General features: G+C 68.8%; 12 protein-coding genes and 1 pseudogene. 10 read left to right on the plus strand and 3 right to left on the minus strand.

Annotated elements, in window-relative coordinates; translation table 11 throughout:
• Positions 1-91 precede the first annotated feature (91 nt).
• From Ahu01nite_RS21895 to Ahu01nite_RS21905, 3 genes are read right to left on the minus strand one after another with little or no spacing between them, the layout of a single operon-like run.
• Positions 92-676, minus strand: coding sequence for a hypothetical protein (locus Ahu01nite_RS21895; RefSeq protein WP_203838449.1), 585 nt, complete (start codon positions 674-676; stop codon positions 92-94).
• Between the two features lie 4 nt (positions 677-680).
• On the minus strand, positions 681-1,175 hold the full coding sequence (locus tag Ahu01nite_RS21900; protein WP_203838450.1) for a COG1361 family protein: 495 nt from the start codon (positions 1,173-1,175) through the stop codon (positions 681-683).
• A gap of 50 nt (positions 1,176-1,225) precedes the next feature.
• Positions 1,226-1,726 carry a hypothetical protein gene (locus Ahu01nite_RS21905; RefSeq protein ID WP_203838451.1) on the minus strand — a complete coding sequence of 167 codons (501 nt, stop codon included), beginning with the start codon at positions 1,724-1,726 and terminating at the stop codon, positions 1,226-1,228.
• Between the two features lie 898 nt (positions 1,727-2,624).
• Here Ahu01nite_RS21905 and Ahu01nite_RS21910 point away from each other — a divergent pair.
• The 10 genes and pseudogenes from Ahu01nite_RS21910 (at position 2,625) to Ahu01nite_RS21955 (ending at position 15,886) form a co-directional block, all read left to right on the plus strand.
• Complete coding sequence (locus Ahu01nite_RS21910) at positions 2,625-3,482, plus strand: helix-turn-helix domain-containing protein (protein WP_203838452.1); 858 nt, start codon at positions 2,625-2,627, stop codon at positions 3,480-3,482.
• 17 nt (positions 3,483-3,499) lie between these two features.
• A complete protein-coding gene (locus Ahu01nite_RS21915) occupies positions 3,500-3,706 on the plus strand; it encodes a DUF397 domain-containing protein (RefSeq protein WP_203838453.1) in 207 nt (68 codons plus the stop codon).
• Between the two features lie 659 nt (positions 3,707-4,365).
• The gene (locus tag Ahu01nite_RS21920) at positions 4,366-6,024 is read left to right on the plus strand and encodes a glycosyltransferase family 2 protein (RefSeq protein ID WP_203838454.1); all 1,659 of its coding nucleotides are present in this window, start codon (positions 4,366-4,368) and stop codon (positions 6,022-6,024) included.
• Positions 6,021-8,195, plus strand: coding sequence for an acyltransferase family protein (locus Ahu01nite_RS21925; RefSeq protein WP_203838455.1), 2,175 nt, complete (start codon positions 6,021-6,023; stop codon positions 8,193-8,195). Before Ahu01nite_RS21920 ends, Ahu01nite_RS21925 begins: the two co-directional genes overlap by 4 nt.
• 37 nt (positions 8,196-8,232) lie before the next feature.
• On the plus strand, positions 8,233-9,792 hold the full coding sequence (locus Ahu01nite_RS21930) for a glycosyltransferase family 39 protein (RefSeq protein ID WP_203838456.1): 1,560 nt from the start codon (positions 8,233-8,235) through the stop codon (positions 9,790-9,792).
• Complete coding sequence (locus Ahu01nite_RS21935; protein ID WP_203838457.1) at positions 9,789-10,901, plus strand: glycoside hydrolase family 26 protein; 1,113 nt, start codon at positions 9,789-9,791, stop codon at positions 10,899-10,901. The genes Ahu01nite_RS21930 and Ahu01nite_RS21935 overlap by 4 nt, the downstream gene beginning before the upstream one ends.
• Positions 10,898-12,319, plus strand: a pseudogene (locus Ahu01nite_RS21940) (UDP-glucose dehydrogenase family protein); the annotation flags it as partial. The gene Ahu01nite_RS21935 and the pseudogene Ahu01nite_RS21940, both read left to right, overlap by 4 nt.
• Positions 12,320-12,476: 157 nt before the next feature.
• Positions 12,477-14,033: a DUF1800 domain-containing protein gene (locus tag Ahu01nite_RS21945; RefSeq protein ID WP_239159037.1), complete on the plus strand. Its 1,557-nt coding sequence runs from the start codon at positions 12,477-12,479 to the stop codon at positions 14,031-14,033.
• Between the two features lie 5 nt (positions 14,034-14,038).
• Entirely contained in the window at positions 14,039-15,280 is a 1,242-nt protein-coding gene (locus Ahu01nite_RS21950) for a DUF1501 domain-containing protein (protein WP_203838459.1), read from the plus strand.
• A gap of 243 nt (positions 15,281-15,523) precedes the next feature.
• Positions 15,524-15,886: a hypothetical protein gene (locus Ahu01nite_RS21955; RefSeq protein ID WP_203838460.1), complete on the plus strand. Its 363-nt coding sequence runs from the start codon at positions 15,524-15,526 to the stop codon at positions 15,884-15,886.
• Positions 15,887-16,061 lie beyond the last annotated feature (175 nt).

Here is a 16,061-nt window from a genome sequence, read left to right on the forward strand (position 1 = left end):
CAAACGCACGTCGTTCGCGAATTGGCTGTTTGTTCACGGAGTTTCTACTCGACAAAAAGTTATTCAAATCCCGCTTTCGGCGATCGCAGTTTCACATCGTGCCGGCACCACCGGTTTCCGTCGGCGCAGGTGCCGGTGGTGAAGCGCTGGGCCCGCTCGGCGGCGGGGTGGGCACCGGCGTCGTCGCAGGAGGCTCGATCGCGAGTGCCGAGGGCGGCGGTGGTGATTGCGGCGCACTGCCGGGGGCCGGAGTCGACGCTGCCCGCCCCGGAAGAGGCGGCGGCACCGGGACGCTCGTCTCGCTCGGTGTGCCGACCCAGTGCCTGCCGTAGGCCGCGGCGACCGTGTAGCTGACCGGAAATCCCTTCGGCGCCCGCAGATCTACACAGGTACGCTGCCCGGCCGCCACGGTACAGGCGACCTCGCTGCCTTGTCCGGCGTGCCGGGTCACGACGTAGCCGGAGGCGGGTTCGACCGGTGTCCAGCGGATGCGCAGCCCCGTGCGGGTCATCTCGGCGAGTGGCCGCGGCACCCGGGGGAGTTGGACGGCGTGCACCGTGAAAGTCGGGGAGGTCGCCGTGATGCGCCAGCTCGCGTACGCGGCGACTCCGCTGCCCACGGTCAGGGCCGCAGCCGTGCCGGCCAGCAGGACCTGCCATCGATACAGGGCGGGCACGGCGTCAGGATTCGCTGCTCTGGCCGTCGGCCCGGACCGGGATCGTGAAGGTCGCGCCCTGGCAGGCGCTGTCGGAGTCGTTCGTCATCCGTAGCCCGTTCGGCACGGTGAATACACCGATCGTGTTCTTCGGCACCTGCCACGACACATTGAGCACGTCTGCACTAACGACGACACCCGTCGTCAGACACCCGTTCTCCCGGTGATCCGTATCGGCCATGATCTCCGCCGGGTCCGGAGTGATCGCGGTGATCCTGATCGGGAAGTCGTTCTGGTTGGCCACGGTGACCGTCAGGTTCGCCGTCCCGCCCGGATAGAGCGGCCTGCTGTCGTCGGAGTGCGCCTCCAGCTTGAGCGCCACCGCCGACCCGGCCACGACCACGCCGCTGCCGGCTCCCTCCAGCGACCAGTACGCCCAGGCGACGCCCGCGTTGGCGAGCACAGCGGCGGCGGCGGCGATACCGAGGATCACCTTGCCGCGACGGTCGAGCTTGCGCATGCCCATCCTTTTCGGTTTGCAGTCGGTCGGCGCGGGCGAGGCGAGGACGCTCACGAGGCCGCGCTCACGGCGTCGAGGTGGACGCTGAAGGTGAACGCCGCGCCCTGGCACGCATCGGCGGGGTCCGTCACCATCCGCAGCGGGCCGTCCCACGCGATCCGCGTGCTGACCGGTCGTTCCGCGCTACCGGCCGGCACTGTCACCGCGTCGGCGCCGGCGGGCAGGGGCGCCGCGTTGAGCACTTCCACATTGGCCGCGGCGTCACAGCCGCGTGCGGGCGAGTTCAGGCCGGTCAGTTCGATATCGGTCACGCGTACGGGAAACGCGTTGCTGTTCTCCACGGTCAGCAGCACGGTGCTCGCATTCCCCGGCGTCAGCCCGCCCCCGCCCAGCCCCGCCTCGGTGATCGTGAGCATCACCCCGGTACCGGCCTTCGCCTCGGCGTTCCCGGAGCCGGTGATATGCCAGGCCGCCCAGGCCACCCCACCGGCCCCGAGCACGACGAGTCCGGTGACGCCGGCGGCAGCCGACCGCTTGCTGAGCATGCGCACGCGGATTTCCTCCTGAGAAGGGCGAAAGGGGAACAGCTCCACATTCCCTGACCGGGGGCGTGGGCGTGATCGGGCGTCCGTGCGGCATTACGACCGGGTGAAGGCCGAGGTCCGCGCCCGCCGGACTACCCCGGCAGGGGGATCGCCGGCGGCATGCTGCATCGCTCGTCGATGCCCGCCCGGGCGACAGCGCCCGAGACACCGCCATCCACCAGGCAAGACATCCGTTCAGCACCTTCCTAGCGCAAACCCCAGACCAGTGCTGCGGGGTTCCCGCTGCCGGGGAGTGGCAGCGGGAACCCCGAGCCCGCCGGTCACCACGGCGGACCCGCCGCGCGCCGCACCCGGGGGCAGGAGGGAGGCGGCAGCGGCGGCGAGTTCGGTATCTCGTGAAGAGAAACGCGCCGCACCGGTCCGCGGAGATCGGGTTTCCGTTCGGCGATTCCGCGTTTTGATCATCTAGCGGCGTCCGACCGGATGAGCCCGGAAGAGTGAGCGGGTGCTCACGATCTCGGCAGCCAGCCCATGAACCGGGTCCACAGGTCCGGCGGCATCGCCTCCAGGGTCGGCGAATCGTGCAACGCCTGGCTGTAACAGTGCGCCATGTAGATCGCGAATGACGTCGGGAAGCGTGCGAAGTCCGCAGTGAGCTCGCGTCTCGCCTGCTCGCAGGGCCACTCGAGCCCGCACTCCCGGCAATTCCACTTCGGTCGAACCGGCTCGTGACCGCTCTGCACCGCTCGCCCCTTCCGATTCCTGTCTTGCGCAAATCGATGTCGGTAGCGATACTCTCTAGAGGGTAGTCATGAGTCAACCCCTAAAAAGCAAAAGATGCAAACGTCCTGCAGGCACCTGCAAGGTGCGCACCGCGCCGGGAGAAAGAGGGGGGTCGAACATCTTGCCGGAACGCAAACAGGCTCCGACCGCTCGTCTGCGCCGATTGGCCGCAGAGCTTCGGCAGTTGCGCGCCGCGTCCGGACTGACCCGCGAGACGATCGAGGAGAAAACCGGTGTCAACACGGCCACCCTCTACCGTCTCGAAAGCGCCAGGGCGCGTCCGCAGAAGCGGACGCTCATCACTTTGCTGAACCTTTACGGCGTGGCTGACAAAGGCGACCGCGCGCGGCTTCTGGAGCTGACCCGCGACTCCGGGCAGCTCGACTGGCTCCAGCCTTACGGGCCGGGGCTGTCGGTGGGCTACCAGTCGTACATCAACTTCGAATCGGAGGCCGACCGCCTGCGGAATTTCGAATGCCTGTACGTGCCGGGCCTGCTCCAGGTCGAGGCCTACGCGAGGGCCGTCATCCACGGCGTGCTGCCGGCGCTGAGCGACAACGAGGTCGAGCAGCGGGTGCGTGTGCGGATGCAGCGCCAGAACGCGCTGCTGAGAGAGAGGAGGACCGAACTCTGGGTCGTCATGGACGAACCCGCCGTCCGGCGGTCGATCGGCACGGCTGAGGTGATGCGTGAGCAGCTGCTCTTCCTCGGCAGGGCCGGCGAGTCCCCCAACATCACCATCCAGGTTCTGCCCTACAGCGCGGGTGCGCACCCGGGGATGCAGGGCTCCTTCATGGTCATGGAGTTTCCCAACGACGACCCCGCTCTGATCTACACCGAAACCATCGGCGGCGGTCTCATTCTCGAGGCCGAAACGGACCTCATCCGCCACAGCGGCATCTACCGGCACCTGGTGGCGCAGGCGCTGAGTCCGGCCGAAACCCTCCGATTCATCAATGCGGCGGCGCAGGCCGCCTGACGAAAGGAGAAGGTCCCATGGACCTCACCCGTGCGATCTGGAAGAAGAGCACCCGCAGCGGACCCGAGGGCAATTGTGTGGAGGTGGCCACCAACCTCCTGCCCGAAGGAATCGCGGTCCGCGACTCCAAGAACCCGGCCGGCCCGGCCCTGACCTTCACCCGCGCCGAGTGGGACGCGTTCATCGCCGGTGCCAAGGACTGCGAGTTCGACCTGACCGCCTGACGAACCCCGACGGCGGATAACCGCCGGCCCGTGGCTTCGCAAACTCGCGAGGCCGCGGGCCGGTCGCGTAAAAGCCAATAATCGGCCGACGTCATTGACGCCGGCCCGCCGTCCCGTGCTTTCGGCTTAATCCGCAGGAGTGAACGGCGGCGAACGCGTCGCAAAACCCGGCCGTGACGACACCAGCCGGAATATTCACGAGCAATATTCGCGTCCTATCGCGTTCCAGCGCCGCATAGGGTCACAAGCTGCCGCATTCATCGATCATGAGTCGATGCCCGGCGGTTCCGGTTGCGCCGGTGTGATGATCATCACGCGAATGCATTCTGTTTCGATTTCGTTTCCAGTTCGGCTGTGCAATTGCCACGCCGGACCGTTGATGGCTGCCCTGTCTCCGCATTTAGGCCCGTGCGGGGTCTGCGAGGGTCGTTCTGGCGCGGTGCGGTTACGCGATTGCCGGCTAAATGGCACGGTGGCCCCGGCTGCTTTGCCGGGTTGCGGCCGGGGGTTGCGAAACGGTGCTTTGTTTCCACCCGATCGGTGGAACCCGCACGTGGCTAGCGGCCTGTCGCGCCTCGACGCTAGCGTTCCGCCCGATACCGGCCATATGCAAGCAATTGGGTGGTTTGCCCCAGTCGTTCTCCCCGGAAGGCTCTTCGGTGGCACTTGCAGAGATTCAGCGCGGCGGCGTAACTCGCCTCGGGCCGGGGCCGTCCGGCGCCGTCGACTATGTGCCACTTCCGCCGACCGATGAGGAGAAGTACCTCTACTACGGCCGGCAGGGACGATGGATCTTCGTCGTCTTCCTGCTCGCATTTGTCGGCGTGATGTACGGGATGATGCGCATGGCACTCAACTCGATGTGGACGAGCCTGCTCTATGAGCTCATCGCGCTGCAGATCGCCGCCGTCTTCATCAGCCTGCTGTCGAGCACCCGTCGCCGCCGCAGCAACCGGGTCCAGCACGATCTGAAGGTGCGCGCCTACGCCCCGGCCGGGCACCCGTCCGTGGACGTGTTCCTGCCGTCCGCCGGTGAGCCGCTCTTCATCCTGGAGAACACCTACCGCCACGTCGCCCAGCTCGACTGGCCCGGCCGGCTCACCGTCTATGTGCTCGACGACTCCGCCCGCGAATCGGTGGAGGGCCTGGCCCATCACTTCGGCTTCGAGTACCGCAGCCGGCCCAACCGGGGAGAGCTGAAGAAGGCCGGCAACCTGCGGTACGGATACGAGAACTCGGACGGCGACCTCATCCACGTCTTCGACGCCGACTTCGCACCGCGTCCCGACATGACCCGGGAACTGGCGCCCTACTTCGACGACCCGGGGATCGGGATCGTGCAGTCGCCCCAGTTCTTCGACATCCAGCAGGACCACTTCAACTGGCTGCAACGCGCGGCGGGCGCGACCCAGGAGATGTTCTACCGCTGGATCCAGCCGGCCCGGGACGCGGTCGACGCCGCGATCTGCGTGGGCACGAACGCGATGTACCGCCGCACGGCGCTGGTGAAGGCCGGGGGATTCGCGCAGATCGGGCACAGCGAGGACGTCCACACCGGAGTGAACCTGGCGAAGGTCGGCTTCCGGACCCGCTACGTCCCGGTCAACCTGGCCAAGGGGGTGTGCCCGGACAACTTCGACGGCTTCGCGAACCAGCAGTACCGCTGGTGCACCGGCAGCATGAGCCTGCTGGCGGACAACGCCTTCCACCGGTCCGCGCTGACCATCAAGCAGAAACTGTGCTTCTGGACCGGGTTCCTCTACTACATCACCACGGCGATCGCGGCGTTCGCCGGTCCCGTACCGGGCATCCTGATGCTGTGGTTCTTCCCCGACCAGATCCGGCCGATGAACTACGTGCCGCTGATCGGGACCATCTTCGTGTGGTCGACGCTGATGCCCCGGGTCACCGACTACCGGTGGTCCCCGATCGTCGTACGCGTCCAGATGCTGATCGGTTTCTGCCACGCGCTGGCGCTGTTCGACTTCCTCCGCGGGCGCACAGCGGCGTGGGTGCCCACCGGCGCCGCCAAGCGCACCCCGACGGCGAAACGCGTACTGCGGGTCCTGCGGGTCTGGCTCATCTCGGCCCAGGTCCTCACCTGGACGGGGATCGTCATGGGGGTCATGCGTTTCGGGCCGGAGCTGTTCTGGGCCACGGTCATGTTCGCGCTCCCCATGCTGTACTTCGTCTTCCCCCTGCTCATGGGCAATCGTTCAACACCGGAGCGGCGCCCGGCCGGCCCTGCGCACCCGACCGTGCTGCCGACGATCCCCGGCTCGCGTAACGCCTCCACGACCGCGGCCGCGCTGTCATGATCAAGCTGAAGTCCTACGAGGCCCCGGTCAGCATCCCCGCGCAGCCGCCCGAGGCTGCGAAAGCCCCGGCACCGAAGCGGCGCAGACGACGCCCGTCGCCCCGGCCCCTCGTGCGGGCCATCGGGTTCCGGGCCGACATCCAGGGCCTGCGGGCCGTGGCCGTCCTGCTGGTCGTCGGCTATCACGCCGGCATCGGGGCGATCGGCGGCGGCTATGTCGGCGTCGACATCTTCTTCGTGATCTCCGGGTTCCTGATCACCGGCCTGCTGTTCCGCGAGCTCGAGACGACCGGGCGCATCTCGCTGAGCCGGTTCTACTCCCGGCGGATGACCCGGCTGCTGCCCGCCTCGACCGTCGTGGTGCTGGGCACCCTCGCGGCAGCCTGGCACTGGATGCCGCCGCTGAGCCTGCGGGCGATCGCGGAGGACGCGCTCTCCTCGGCGACGTACTCGTTGAACTACCGGCTGGCCATCCAGAACACCGACTACCTGGGTGCGCTGCGGGAGCCGTCACCGTTGCAGCACTTCTGGTCGCTCGCGGTGGAGGAGCAGTTCTACCTCGTCTGGCCGCTGCTGCTGATCGTCTTCTCGCTGGCGTGGGCCCGCCGCGGCAAGCCGAGCGTCGCGGCGGTCGTGACGGGCCTGGTGCTGCTCAGCGGGGTCTCGCTCGCGCTGTGCGTCTGGCAGTCGACCCGGAACCTGCCCTGGGCCTACTTCGGCATCCACACCCGCGCGTGGGAGCTCGGCGTCGGGGCGCTCATCGCGCTGGGCGCACACGGACTGGTCCGGCTCTGGAAGTCTTTCGCAGCGGTCCTGACCTGGGCGGGCCTGGCCGGGATCGCCGCGGCCGCGCTGCTGTACACCGACAACACCGTGTTCCCGGGCTATGCGGCGCTGCTACCGGTCGCCGCCGCCGGCCTGGTGATCGCGGGTGGCTGCGCGCATCCGTCCTGGGGCGCGCAGCGGCTGCTCGGTCTCAAGCCGATGCAGGAGCTGGGCCGGCTCTCCTACAGCTGGTACCTGTGGCACTGGCCGGTCCTGATCATCGCGCCGTACGTGCTCGGTCACCAGCCGGACGTGCTGACCAAGCTGGGGCTCATGGTCGCGACCCTGGTGCCGGCGTCGATGTCGCTGGCGGCGGTGGAGAACCAGATCCGCTTCCACCGGGTCTTCCGGGTACGCCCGAGCCTCGGTCTCGCGCTCGGCTTCTCGCTGACCGCGGGCGCGGTGACCATCGCGCTGGTCGCTCAGGTGATGCCGCTGCCCGTGGTCAAGGGGGTCCGGACCGCGACGGTCACCTCGACCGTGCTCAAGTCACGCACCGTTTCCGCGGACCAGCTCGTCCGGCTCGTGCGCACCAGCGCGGCTGCCACGAAACTGCCGTCCAACCTGGAGCCGTCCCTCACCGCCTCGGAGTCCGACTTCCCGAACGACGGCAACTGCATCGCCGAGTCCGAGGTCCGGTCGATCTCGTACAACATCGGCGCCGGCTGCGAGAAACGCGGGTTCGCCGCGGGCACGGCCCAGGTGGTGCTGTTCGGTGACTCGCACGCCCAGCACTGGTACGACGCGCTGAACGTCGTCGCGCAGGCACGCCACTGGCGACTTGTCGTCTACACCAAGGCGGGCTGCACCCCGGCCGAGGCCGAGTTCATGAAGGGCGACAGCCGCACGCCGTACGCCGAATGCGAGCAATGGCGTGCGGACGCGCTACGCCGGATCGGGAAACTCCGCCCGGAAATGGTGGTGATGTCGACGATCCAGCGCTCGGACAACCCGCTGGGGGCCACCGGGGATCCGGAGACCGCCTGGGCGAACGCGTGGCTCAGCACCGCGAAGAAGCTCAAGCGGTCCGGGGCCGTCCCGGTCATCATCCAGGACACGCCGGTGCCGAAGGACAACGTGCCCGAGTGCCTCTCCGGGCATCCCGCGCGCATCCGCCTGTGCAACCTGAAGCCGGCCGACGCGTTGAGCGTCACCAGGCAGCGCGCCATCCGGACGATGGCGAAACGCAACGGTGTGCGCGTCGTGGAGACCACCCCGTGGTTCTGCACCGCGACCGTCTGCCCGGCGATCATCGGCAACACCGTCGTCTATCGCGACAAGAGCCACATCACCGCCACCTATTCGACGCTGCTCGGTGGCTTGCTCGGCAAATCGCTGGCCGGCTGAGGCCGGGCCTCGCCGCCCGCGTACGTAGGAGGAAGTGATGGCAGAAATCCAAGTATTGTCGCCGCCGTTGGACGTGGACGTGGACGAGCCGCGCAGCGTCGCCGCCGTTCCCACCGACAGCCTGGACGGCGGCCGGCTGCCCCGATGGTCGGCCGTGCTCGTCGCGGTGCCGGCAGCGCTGCTGACGCTGGTGATGACGCTGCTGGGGATCGGCTCCCGGGCGATGTGGAACGACGAGTACGCGACCTGGTACGCCTCGACACTCACCTTCAGCGACCTCGGCCGGCTCCTGCAGCACGTCGACACGGTCGTGGCGCCGTACTACCTGTTCATGCACGGCTGGATCGCGCTGTTCGGCGACTCCGAGCTGTCCCTGCGGCTCCCGTCGGCGCTGTTCATGGCGGCTGCGGCGGCCCTGGTCGCGCTGCTGGGCCGGCGGATGTTCGACACCGGCTCCGGCGCCGTGGCCGGGCTGCTGTTCGCCGGCATCCCCTCGGTCACGCGGTACGGCCAGGAGGCCCGCCCGTACGCCTTCGCGATCACGTTCGCCGTACTGTCCACGCTGCTGCTGTTGCGGGCGGTGGACCGGCCGTCCTGGCTGCGGTGGATCGGCTACGGCCTGGTCCTCGTCGGCGCCGCCATGGTGCACATCGTGACCCTGACGATCCTGCTGGCGCACGCCGTCTACATGTGGCGGGTGTTCCGCGCGAAGGACGACTTCCGTCAGCTGCGCTGGATCGCCGGCGTGGTCATCGGCATCACCGGCGGGCTGCCGCTGGCGGCGAAGGGCTCGCAGCAGTCGGGTGCCATCGCGTGGATCCGGGCGGACGGCTCGGCGGTCGCCAACATGCCGGACAAGGTGTTCGGGTCATGGCAGGTGGCGCTGCTGATGGCCGGCGTCGCGGTGCTCGCCGCCGCGTTCCTGTGGAAACGGCACCGGAGCCTGGTCCTGCTGTTGCTGACCTGGGCGATCGCGCCGCCGCTGTTCTGCTACCTGACCTTCCCGATCCTGCACCTCTTCCTGCACCGCTATCTGCTGTTCACCCTGCCGGCCTGGGCGTTGCTGGCCGGCGCCGCCGGGTACGCCCTGATCCGCTTCACCCGCGAGGGCACCTCGATCGCCCTCTCGCTCAGCGCCCTGACCGTCGTTGCCGGCGTCTTCTACGTCGGGCTTCCCGCCCTGCAGGAGGCCCGGCGCAGTCCGGTGCTCGGCGAACCCGACTTCCGCGGTGCCGCAGCAGCCGTCCTCGCCCGGACCCATCCCGGCGACGGCGTCGTCTACACGGGTACCGGGCGTAACGGCCGCCGTGCCTTCGGCTTCGAGGGGCGTGACGCGAAGCTGCCGAAGGACGTCCTGGTCCTGAAGACGTCGCAGCAGCTCGGCGGGTTCGGCGCGCAGGAGTGCACCGAACCGGTCACCTGCGTCGGCGAGACCCGGCGGCTGTGGCTGGTCTCTGCCACCGAGTTCTACATGGACCCGATGATCGGCCTGCCCGAAACCACGCAGGCGTTCCTGACCTCGGCCTACACGCTCACCGAATTCAAGAACTTCGAACACGTCCGGGTCTTCGTTCTCAATCGCAAGGATCAACTGTGAAGTACGAACGCGTGACCCGCCGAGTGACCGGACTCAAGCGGTACTCCGTCCGCATCGTCGCGGCGACCCTGGCGGTCGTGGTGGCCGGGGTCGCGGTGTTCAACGCCGTGACCGCCCTGCCTTACAAGCGTGGCCTGACCGCGGTGGCACTGCCCTCGTCCGACGCTGTGTTCGGCGCCTACCTCGGTCCCGCCGCCAAGGGCGCGAACGGCCTGCTCGCGTGGCAGCAGTTCTCGCTCACGGCGGCGCCCTACGCGCTCGACTTCTCCGCCGGCGACTCGTGGGAGAGCATCACCGGCCCGGAATGGATGCTGAAGCCGTGGCAACGTTCGGGCCGGCGGCTCATCTATTCGCTGGCGATGTTTCCGCACCAGCCCGCGGACGCGCCGGCGGTGTCGGAGCTGCGGCTGTCGCAGTGCGCGACCGGCGCGTTCGACCTGCGCTGGGTCGAGCTGGGACGCAACCTCATGGGCCGGGGGATGGCCCGCACGATCCTGCGGCCGGGCTGGGAGTTCGACGGCTCGTGGTACCCGTGGGCGGCGCACGGACGCAAGCAGAACTACGTCAACTGCTTCCGCCGGATCGTCACCGCGATGCGCTCGATCCCGGGCCAGAAGTTCCAGTTCCTGTGGAACCCGGCGGGCGGCGTGAACCAGTTCGCGGCCGAGGAGGCGTACCCAGGGGATGGGTATGTGAATTTTGTCGGGGTGGATGTCTATGACGTGTCGTGGGCGTCGAACACCTATCCCGTGCCGGCGGGGGCCAGCGAGGCCGATCGGCAGGCCCGGTCCGCCGCGGTCTGGTCCAACAAACTGAACGGGAAGAGCGGCCTGCGCTTCTGGTCCGATTTCGCCGCCGCGCACGGCAAGCGACTCGTCATCCCGGAGTGGGGCCTGTCGAAGCGGCTCGACGGACGCGGCGGCGGCGACAACCCGGAGTTCGTCGCCAACATGATCCAGTTCATCCAGGACCCGCGTAACGGGGTGGCGTTCGCCCTCTACTTCGACGCGGACTCGGCGCACGGGGACCTGCACCGCCTCTCGTCGACCACCTCGCCCTTCCCGAAGAGCCGGGACAGGTTCCGCCGAATGATGGAGCGCGTGCTGTGACCATCCCCTATCCGCCGGGATCCACCATGCCGGCCGTGACCGCGATCGCGCCGCCCTCCGGTGCCGCCCGCCCGCGCCTGACGTTCCTCGGCACCGGATACCTCGGTGCGACGTACGCGATCTGCTTCGCCGAACTCGGCTACGAGGTGCTGGGGCTCGACGTCGACGCCGTCAAGATCGCGACGCTGGCCGGTGGGACCGTCCCGTTCCACGAGCCGGGGCTGGACGAACTGCTGCGCAAGAACCTCGCCTCCGGGCGGCTGCGGTTCACCACGTCGTACCAGGAGGCCGCCGACTTCGGGGATGTGCACTTCATCTGCGTCGGCACCCCGCAACGCCACGACGGGCTCGGCGCCGACCTCGGCTACGTCGAAGCCGCGGTGACCGGGCTCGCGCCGTACCTGACCCGCAAGGCCCTGATCGTCGGCAAGTCCACCGTCCCGGTCGGCACCGCGGACTGGGTGGAGCGGATCGTCCACCGGCACTGCGACCCCGCGCTGGGGGTGGAGGTCGCCTGGTCACCGGAGTTCCTGCAGGAGGGCTACGCGGTCGAGGACGTGCTCCGGCCCAGCCGGGTCGTGGTCGGCGTACGCAGCGACTGGGCCTCGCGGATGGTCTACTCCGCACACAAGGGCCTCTTCGACCTCGCCGCGGCCGAGGACCGCGAGGTGCCCGTGGTCGTCACCGACTACGCCACCGCCGAGCTGGTCAAGGTCGCCGCGAACGCCTATCTCGCGACCAAGATCAGCTTCATCAACGCGATGGCCGAGGTCTGCGAGGCGGCGGACGCCGACGTCACCCAGCTCTCCCAGGCCATCGGGTACGACCCCCGCATCGGCCACCGTTTCCTGCAGGCGGGCATCGGGTTCGGCGGGGGCTGCCTGCCGAAGGACATCCGGGCGTTCCAGGCCCGGGCCCAGGAGATCGGCGCCGGCGAGGCACTGCGTTTCCTGCACGAGGTGGACCTGATCAACCAGCGCCGCCGGTCCCGCGTGGTCAGCCTGGCCGCCGAGGAACTGGGCTGCCCCGCCGGCCCGGCCGGTCCCGACTTCGCGGGCGCGCGCATCGCGGTGCTCGGGGCCACGTTCAAGCCGAACTCCGACGACATCCGCGACGCCCCGGCACTCGCCGCCGCGGTCTCGTTGTCCCGGGCCGGCGCGGACGTGCACGTCTACGACCCCGAGGGCATGGCCAATGCGAAAACGGCCCACCCCGAGCTGTCGTACGCGGCATCGCTCGACGAAGCGGTCCAGGACTCCGTTCTGACCTGTGTCCTCACGGAATGGGCCGAGTTCCGCACCGCCGACCCGGCGCGGCTCGGGGCCCTCGTGCGGGAGCGCCGGGTCATCGACGGCCGGAACTGCCTCGACGGCGGGGCCTGGGCGGCGGCGGGGTGGCGCTACCGGGGCATGGGGCGTACGGCGATGACACCCGTCCTTCCTCCCGCCGAGAGCCGTCGCCAGCTGATCCCCCGCCCCTGGGTTCCCGACTATGCAATGTGATGATTCGGGTGCACGTGGTTGCGGTGGGGTTTTAGCGCCGAAGTGATCCCGGGGTGGTGCCGAACATCGAGGCGTGACGCTCTCACCCGCAACATCCCGGATCACCCGCCGCCGAGTCGTCGGTGGCACCGCCGCCGTCGGTGCCGCCCTCGTCGTACCCGCCGTGGTGTCATCGTCGGCGGCCTCGGCCGCAGCGGCGATCGAGCTCGTGCCGGCCGACGCCGACCTGCACCTGCTGCGCCGTGCCACGTACGGGCTGACCGCGGCCTCCGTCGCGGAGATCCGCCGGATCGGGCGGTCGGCGTGGCTGGACCGCCAGCTCGACCCGGCCTCGATCCGGGACGACCGCGGCGCGGACATCGCCACCCGCTTCCCCCTCGCCGGGGCGTCGAACGACACCCTCAAGGCCCGGGTCAAGGCGGGAACCCTCAAGCAGTACGCCTGGGACGCGATGTACCAGACCGGGTACGCCGCGATGAGCCGGGCGATCTGGAGCGAGCGCCAGCTGTTCGAGGTGATGGTCGACTTCTGGTCGAACCACCTCAACGTCACCTGCCCGTCGAGCGACGTCTGGGACAGCCGCCCGGACTACGACCGTACGGTGATCCGTGCCTACGCGTTCGGCCGGTTCGCGGACATGCTCAAGGCGAGCGCGAAACACCCCGCCATGCTGACGTACCTCGACAACCGCTTCTCCACGAAGACGGCGCCGAACGAGAACTACGGCCGTGAGCTGCTCGAACTCCACACCGTCGGCCTGGTCTACAGCGAGTCGGACGTCAAGAACGCGGCCCGCCTGCTGACCGGCCTCACCGTCGACTGGAACACCGGCAACTACAAGTACGCCGCCACCACCCACGCCACCGGCCCCGTCAGCATCATGGGCTTCTCGCACCCCAACGCGACCACCGCCGACGGCGAACCCGGGTCGCTCCAGCTGCTCGACTATCTCGCCCTGCACCCGGCGACAGCCCGCAGGATCGCGACCAAACTATGCGTACGCTTCGTCAGCGACACGCCGCCCGACACGCTCGTCACCCGGCTCGCAAAGGTCTATCTCGACAACGGCTCCGCGATCGTGCCGGTGCTCCGCGCGCTGTTCACCTCCACGGAATTCGCCGCCTCCCGGGGCCAGAAGGCGCGCACGCCGTACGAAGACCTCGTCGCCTCCGTCCGGGCCCTCGCCCTGACCCCCGACGCCTCCGGCACCAAGGGCATGGAAGCGCTCTACTACTACGCGAGCAACGCGGGCCAGGGCCCCATGGCCTGGGCCACCCCCGACGGATACCCCGACGTGGAATCCGCCTGGTCCTCCCCGTCGGGCCTGCTGACCCGCTGGAACGCCCACCTGAACCTCGCCGCCGGCTACTGGCCGACCGAGCTCACCCGCCCGGCCAGCCTGTTCACCGAGCTCATCGGCCCACTACCCGCAACGTACGGCGCCCTGGTCGACACCCTGGCCCAGCGCCTCTTCGGCCAGAACCTCTCCACCGCCCACCGCGCGACAGCCACCGCCTACTTCAGCAAGACCCCGGCCGACCCGCTGAAATCCACGGACAGCGCCGTCGGCTGGGCGTTCCCGTACCTCGTCGCTTGCCTGCTGAACTCTCCCTACTTCGGAATCCGGTGATGACCATGACCGACGCGTCCTGCTGCACCACCAGCCGCCGCCGCTTCTTGGGAACCGCAGCCGCAGCCGGCGCGCTGATCGGCTTCGGCGCCGACCAGATCTCCACCCAGCTCGCGTACGCCGCCGGCCCGTACTCCGGCGACGTCTTCGTCCTGCTCTCCCTGCGCGGCGGCTTCGACGGCCTCTCCGCGATCGTCCCCGCCTTCGACGCCGACTACTACGCCGCCCGCCCCACCATCGCCGTCCCCAGATCCCAGCTCCTCGGCGACGACCCCCGCTTCGGCCTCCACCCTGCCCTCAAGCCGTTGCTGCCCCTCTGGAACGCCGGAACCTTCGGCGCCATCCACGCAGCCGGCCAGCCCACCCCGAACCGCTCCCACTTCGCCGCGATGGAGGAACTGGAACGAGCAGCCCCCGGCACGTCCGTGCGTACGGGCTGGCTGAACCGTGTCCTCGGCGGCCTGGGCGCCACCACCCCGATGAACGGCATGGCCGTGGGCAGCTTCATGCCCGCCCGCGTCATGGCCGGCCCCAGCCCCGAGCTGGACCTGAGCTCGATCGACGGCTTCACCCTCGCGGGCGAGGCCAAATACCAGCCGATGACCGCCACCATGACCGGCCTCTACGCGGGAGTCCCCGGCATCATGGGCGACACCGCCACCCGCCTGACCAGCGCCCTCGGCACCATGAAGACCGCCACCGCAGCCCAGCCCGCATCCTCGACGCAGTACCCGACGACCCCGCTGGGCAAGGCCCTGCGCGACGTCGCCCGCCTGGTCAAATCCGACGTGGGCCTCATGTCGGCCTGCGTCGACTCCGGCGACTGGGACATGCACGAAAACCTGGGCACAGCCGCCCCCGGCAAGAAGATGTACGACAACCTCACCCAGCTGGCCGCCGCCCTCGCCGCCTTCGCTGCCGACCTCGGCCCCGACACCATGAAGCGCGTAACCCTGGTCACGGTCTCCGAATTCGGCCGCCGAGTAGCCGAGAACGGCTCAGCGGGCCTCGACCACGGCTACGGCAACGCGATGCTCATGCTGGGCGGCTCCATCAACGGCGGCCAGGTCCACGGCACCTGGCCCGGCCTGGGCGACCGGTCCCTGGTCGACGGAGACCTGAAGGTCACCACCGACTACCGCGCGGTCATCGCCGAAATCCTGCAGAAGCGCTGCGGCCTCACCAACGTCGGCTCGGTCTTCCCGAACGTCACCCCGACCACCCTGGGGGTCGTGAAGGCGCGGTAGTTGACCGCCTCGCCGGCGAGATCACCAGCCGGTGAGCCGAAATCATGAAGTCTCACCCGGCAAGCGGTGATGGACGGGCCTGAGGGGCCTCTGTCCATCATCGCCTTCCCGGAATCCACGCACCATCATTGTGCGGTTATCCGAATTCTCGCCATCCGCCATTCAAATCCGTGTGATCCCCCTCAACCTGACAATGGCACACCCATCCTTCCGATCATGGAACTCCCTGAGAAGAATCAAGGAGTGAAATACGCTCAGCTAGAAATTTTCACCACGGTCGAATTGGCGTGGATGCGTGACCCGACACGACGCCGGAGCTATTCCGCGGCGATCGAAGTGTTCAGGCGTGAGCACCGGGTCCGGCGCGCTTTCGGAAAAGCCCTCGGCCACACCGCCCGGCTACGCCGCGACTCTCCCACGGCCCGGACACCGGACGGCAAGGTCGAGTGGATCGAGGCCGCACGCGCATTGTTCCGTGACGCGAACACCAGCCGGGCGCAGGCCGATGCCGAATACGAGCGTGACCGCAAGCGTGCCGCCGGTGACCTGTTCGACTGGTCCCGGTTCGCCCACCGCTGGCGCGTGAAGTACGCCGCCGCCTGCTAGCCAGCCACCACAACCATGACGCGACACGCGTTCACATCCGATCCTCTGCGGAATCGGCCGCCTCACACCACACGGCCACAACTCTCACCGTCGGTTACCGGTGAACCCCGGCGGCGATGCAGGCGTTTCTTGACGATCTGCGGCTCGCAACTGCCAGCGTATTCAGTCGGTAAGT

This window comes from Winogradskya humida (genome assembly GCF_016862215.1).
GTDB classification, from domain to species: Bacteria; Actinomycetota; Actinomycetes; order Mycobacteriales; family Micromonosporaceae; genus Actinoplanes; species Actinoplanes humidus.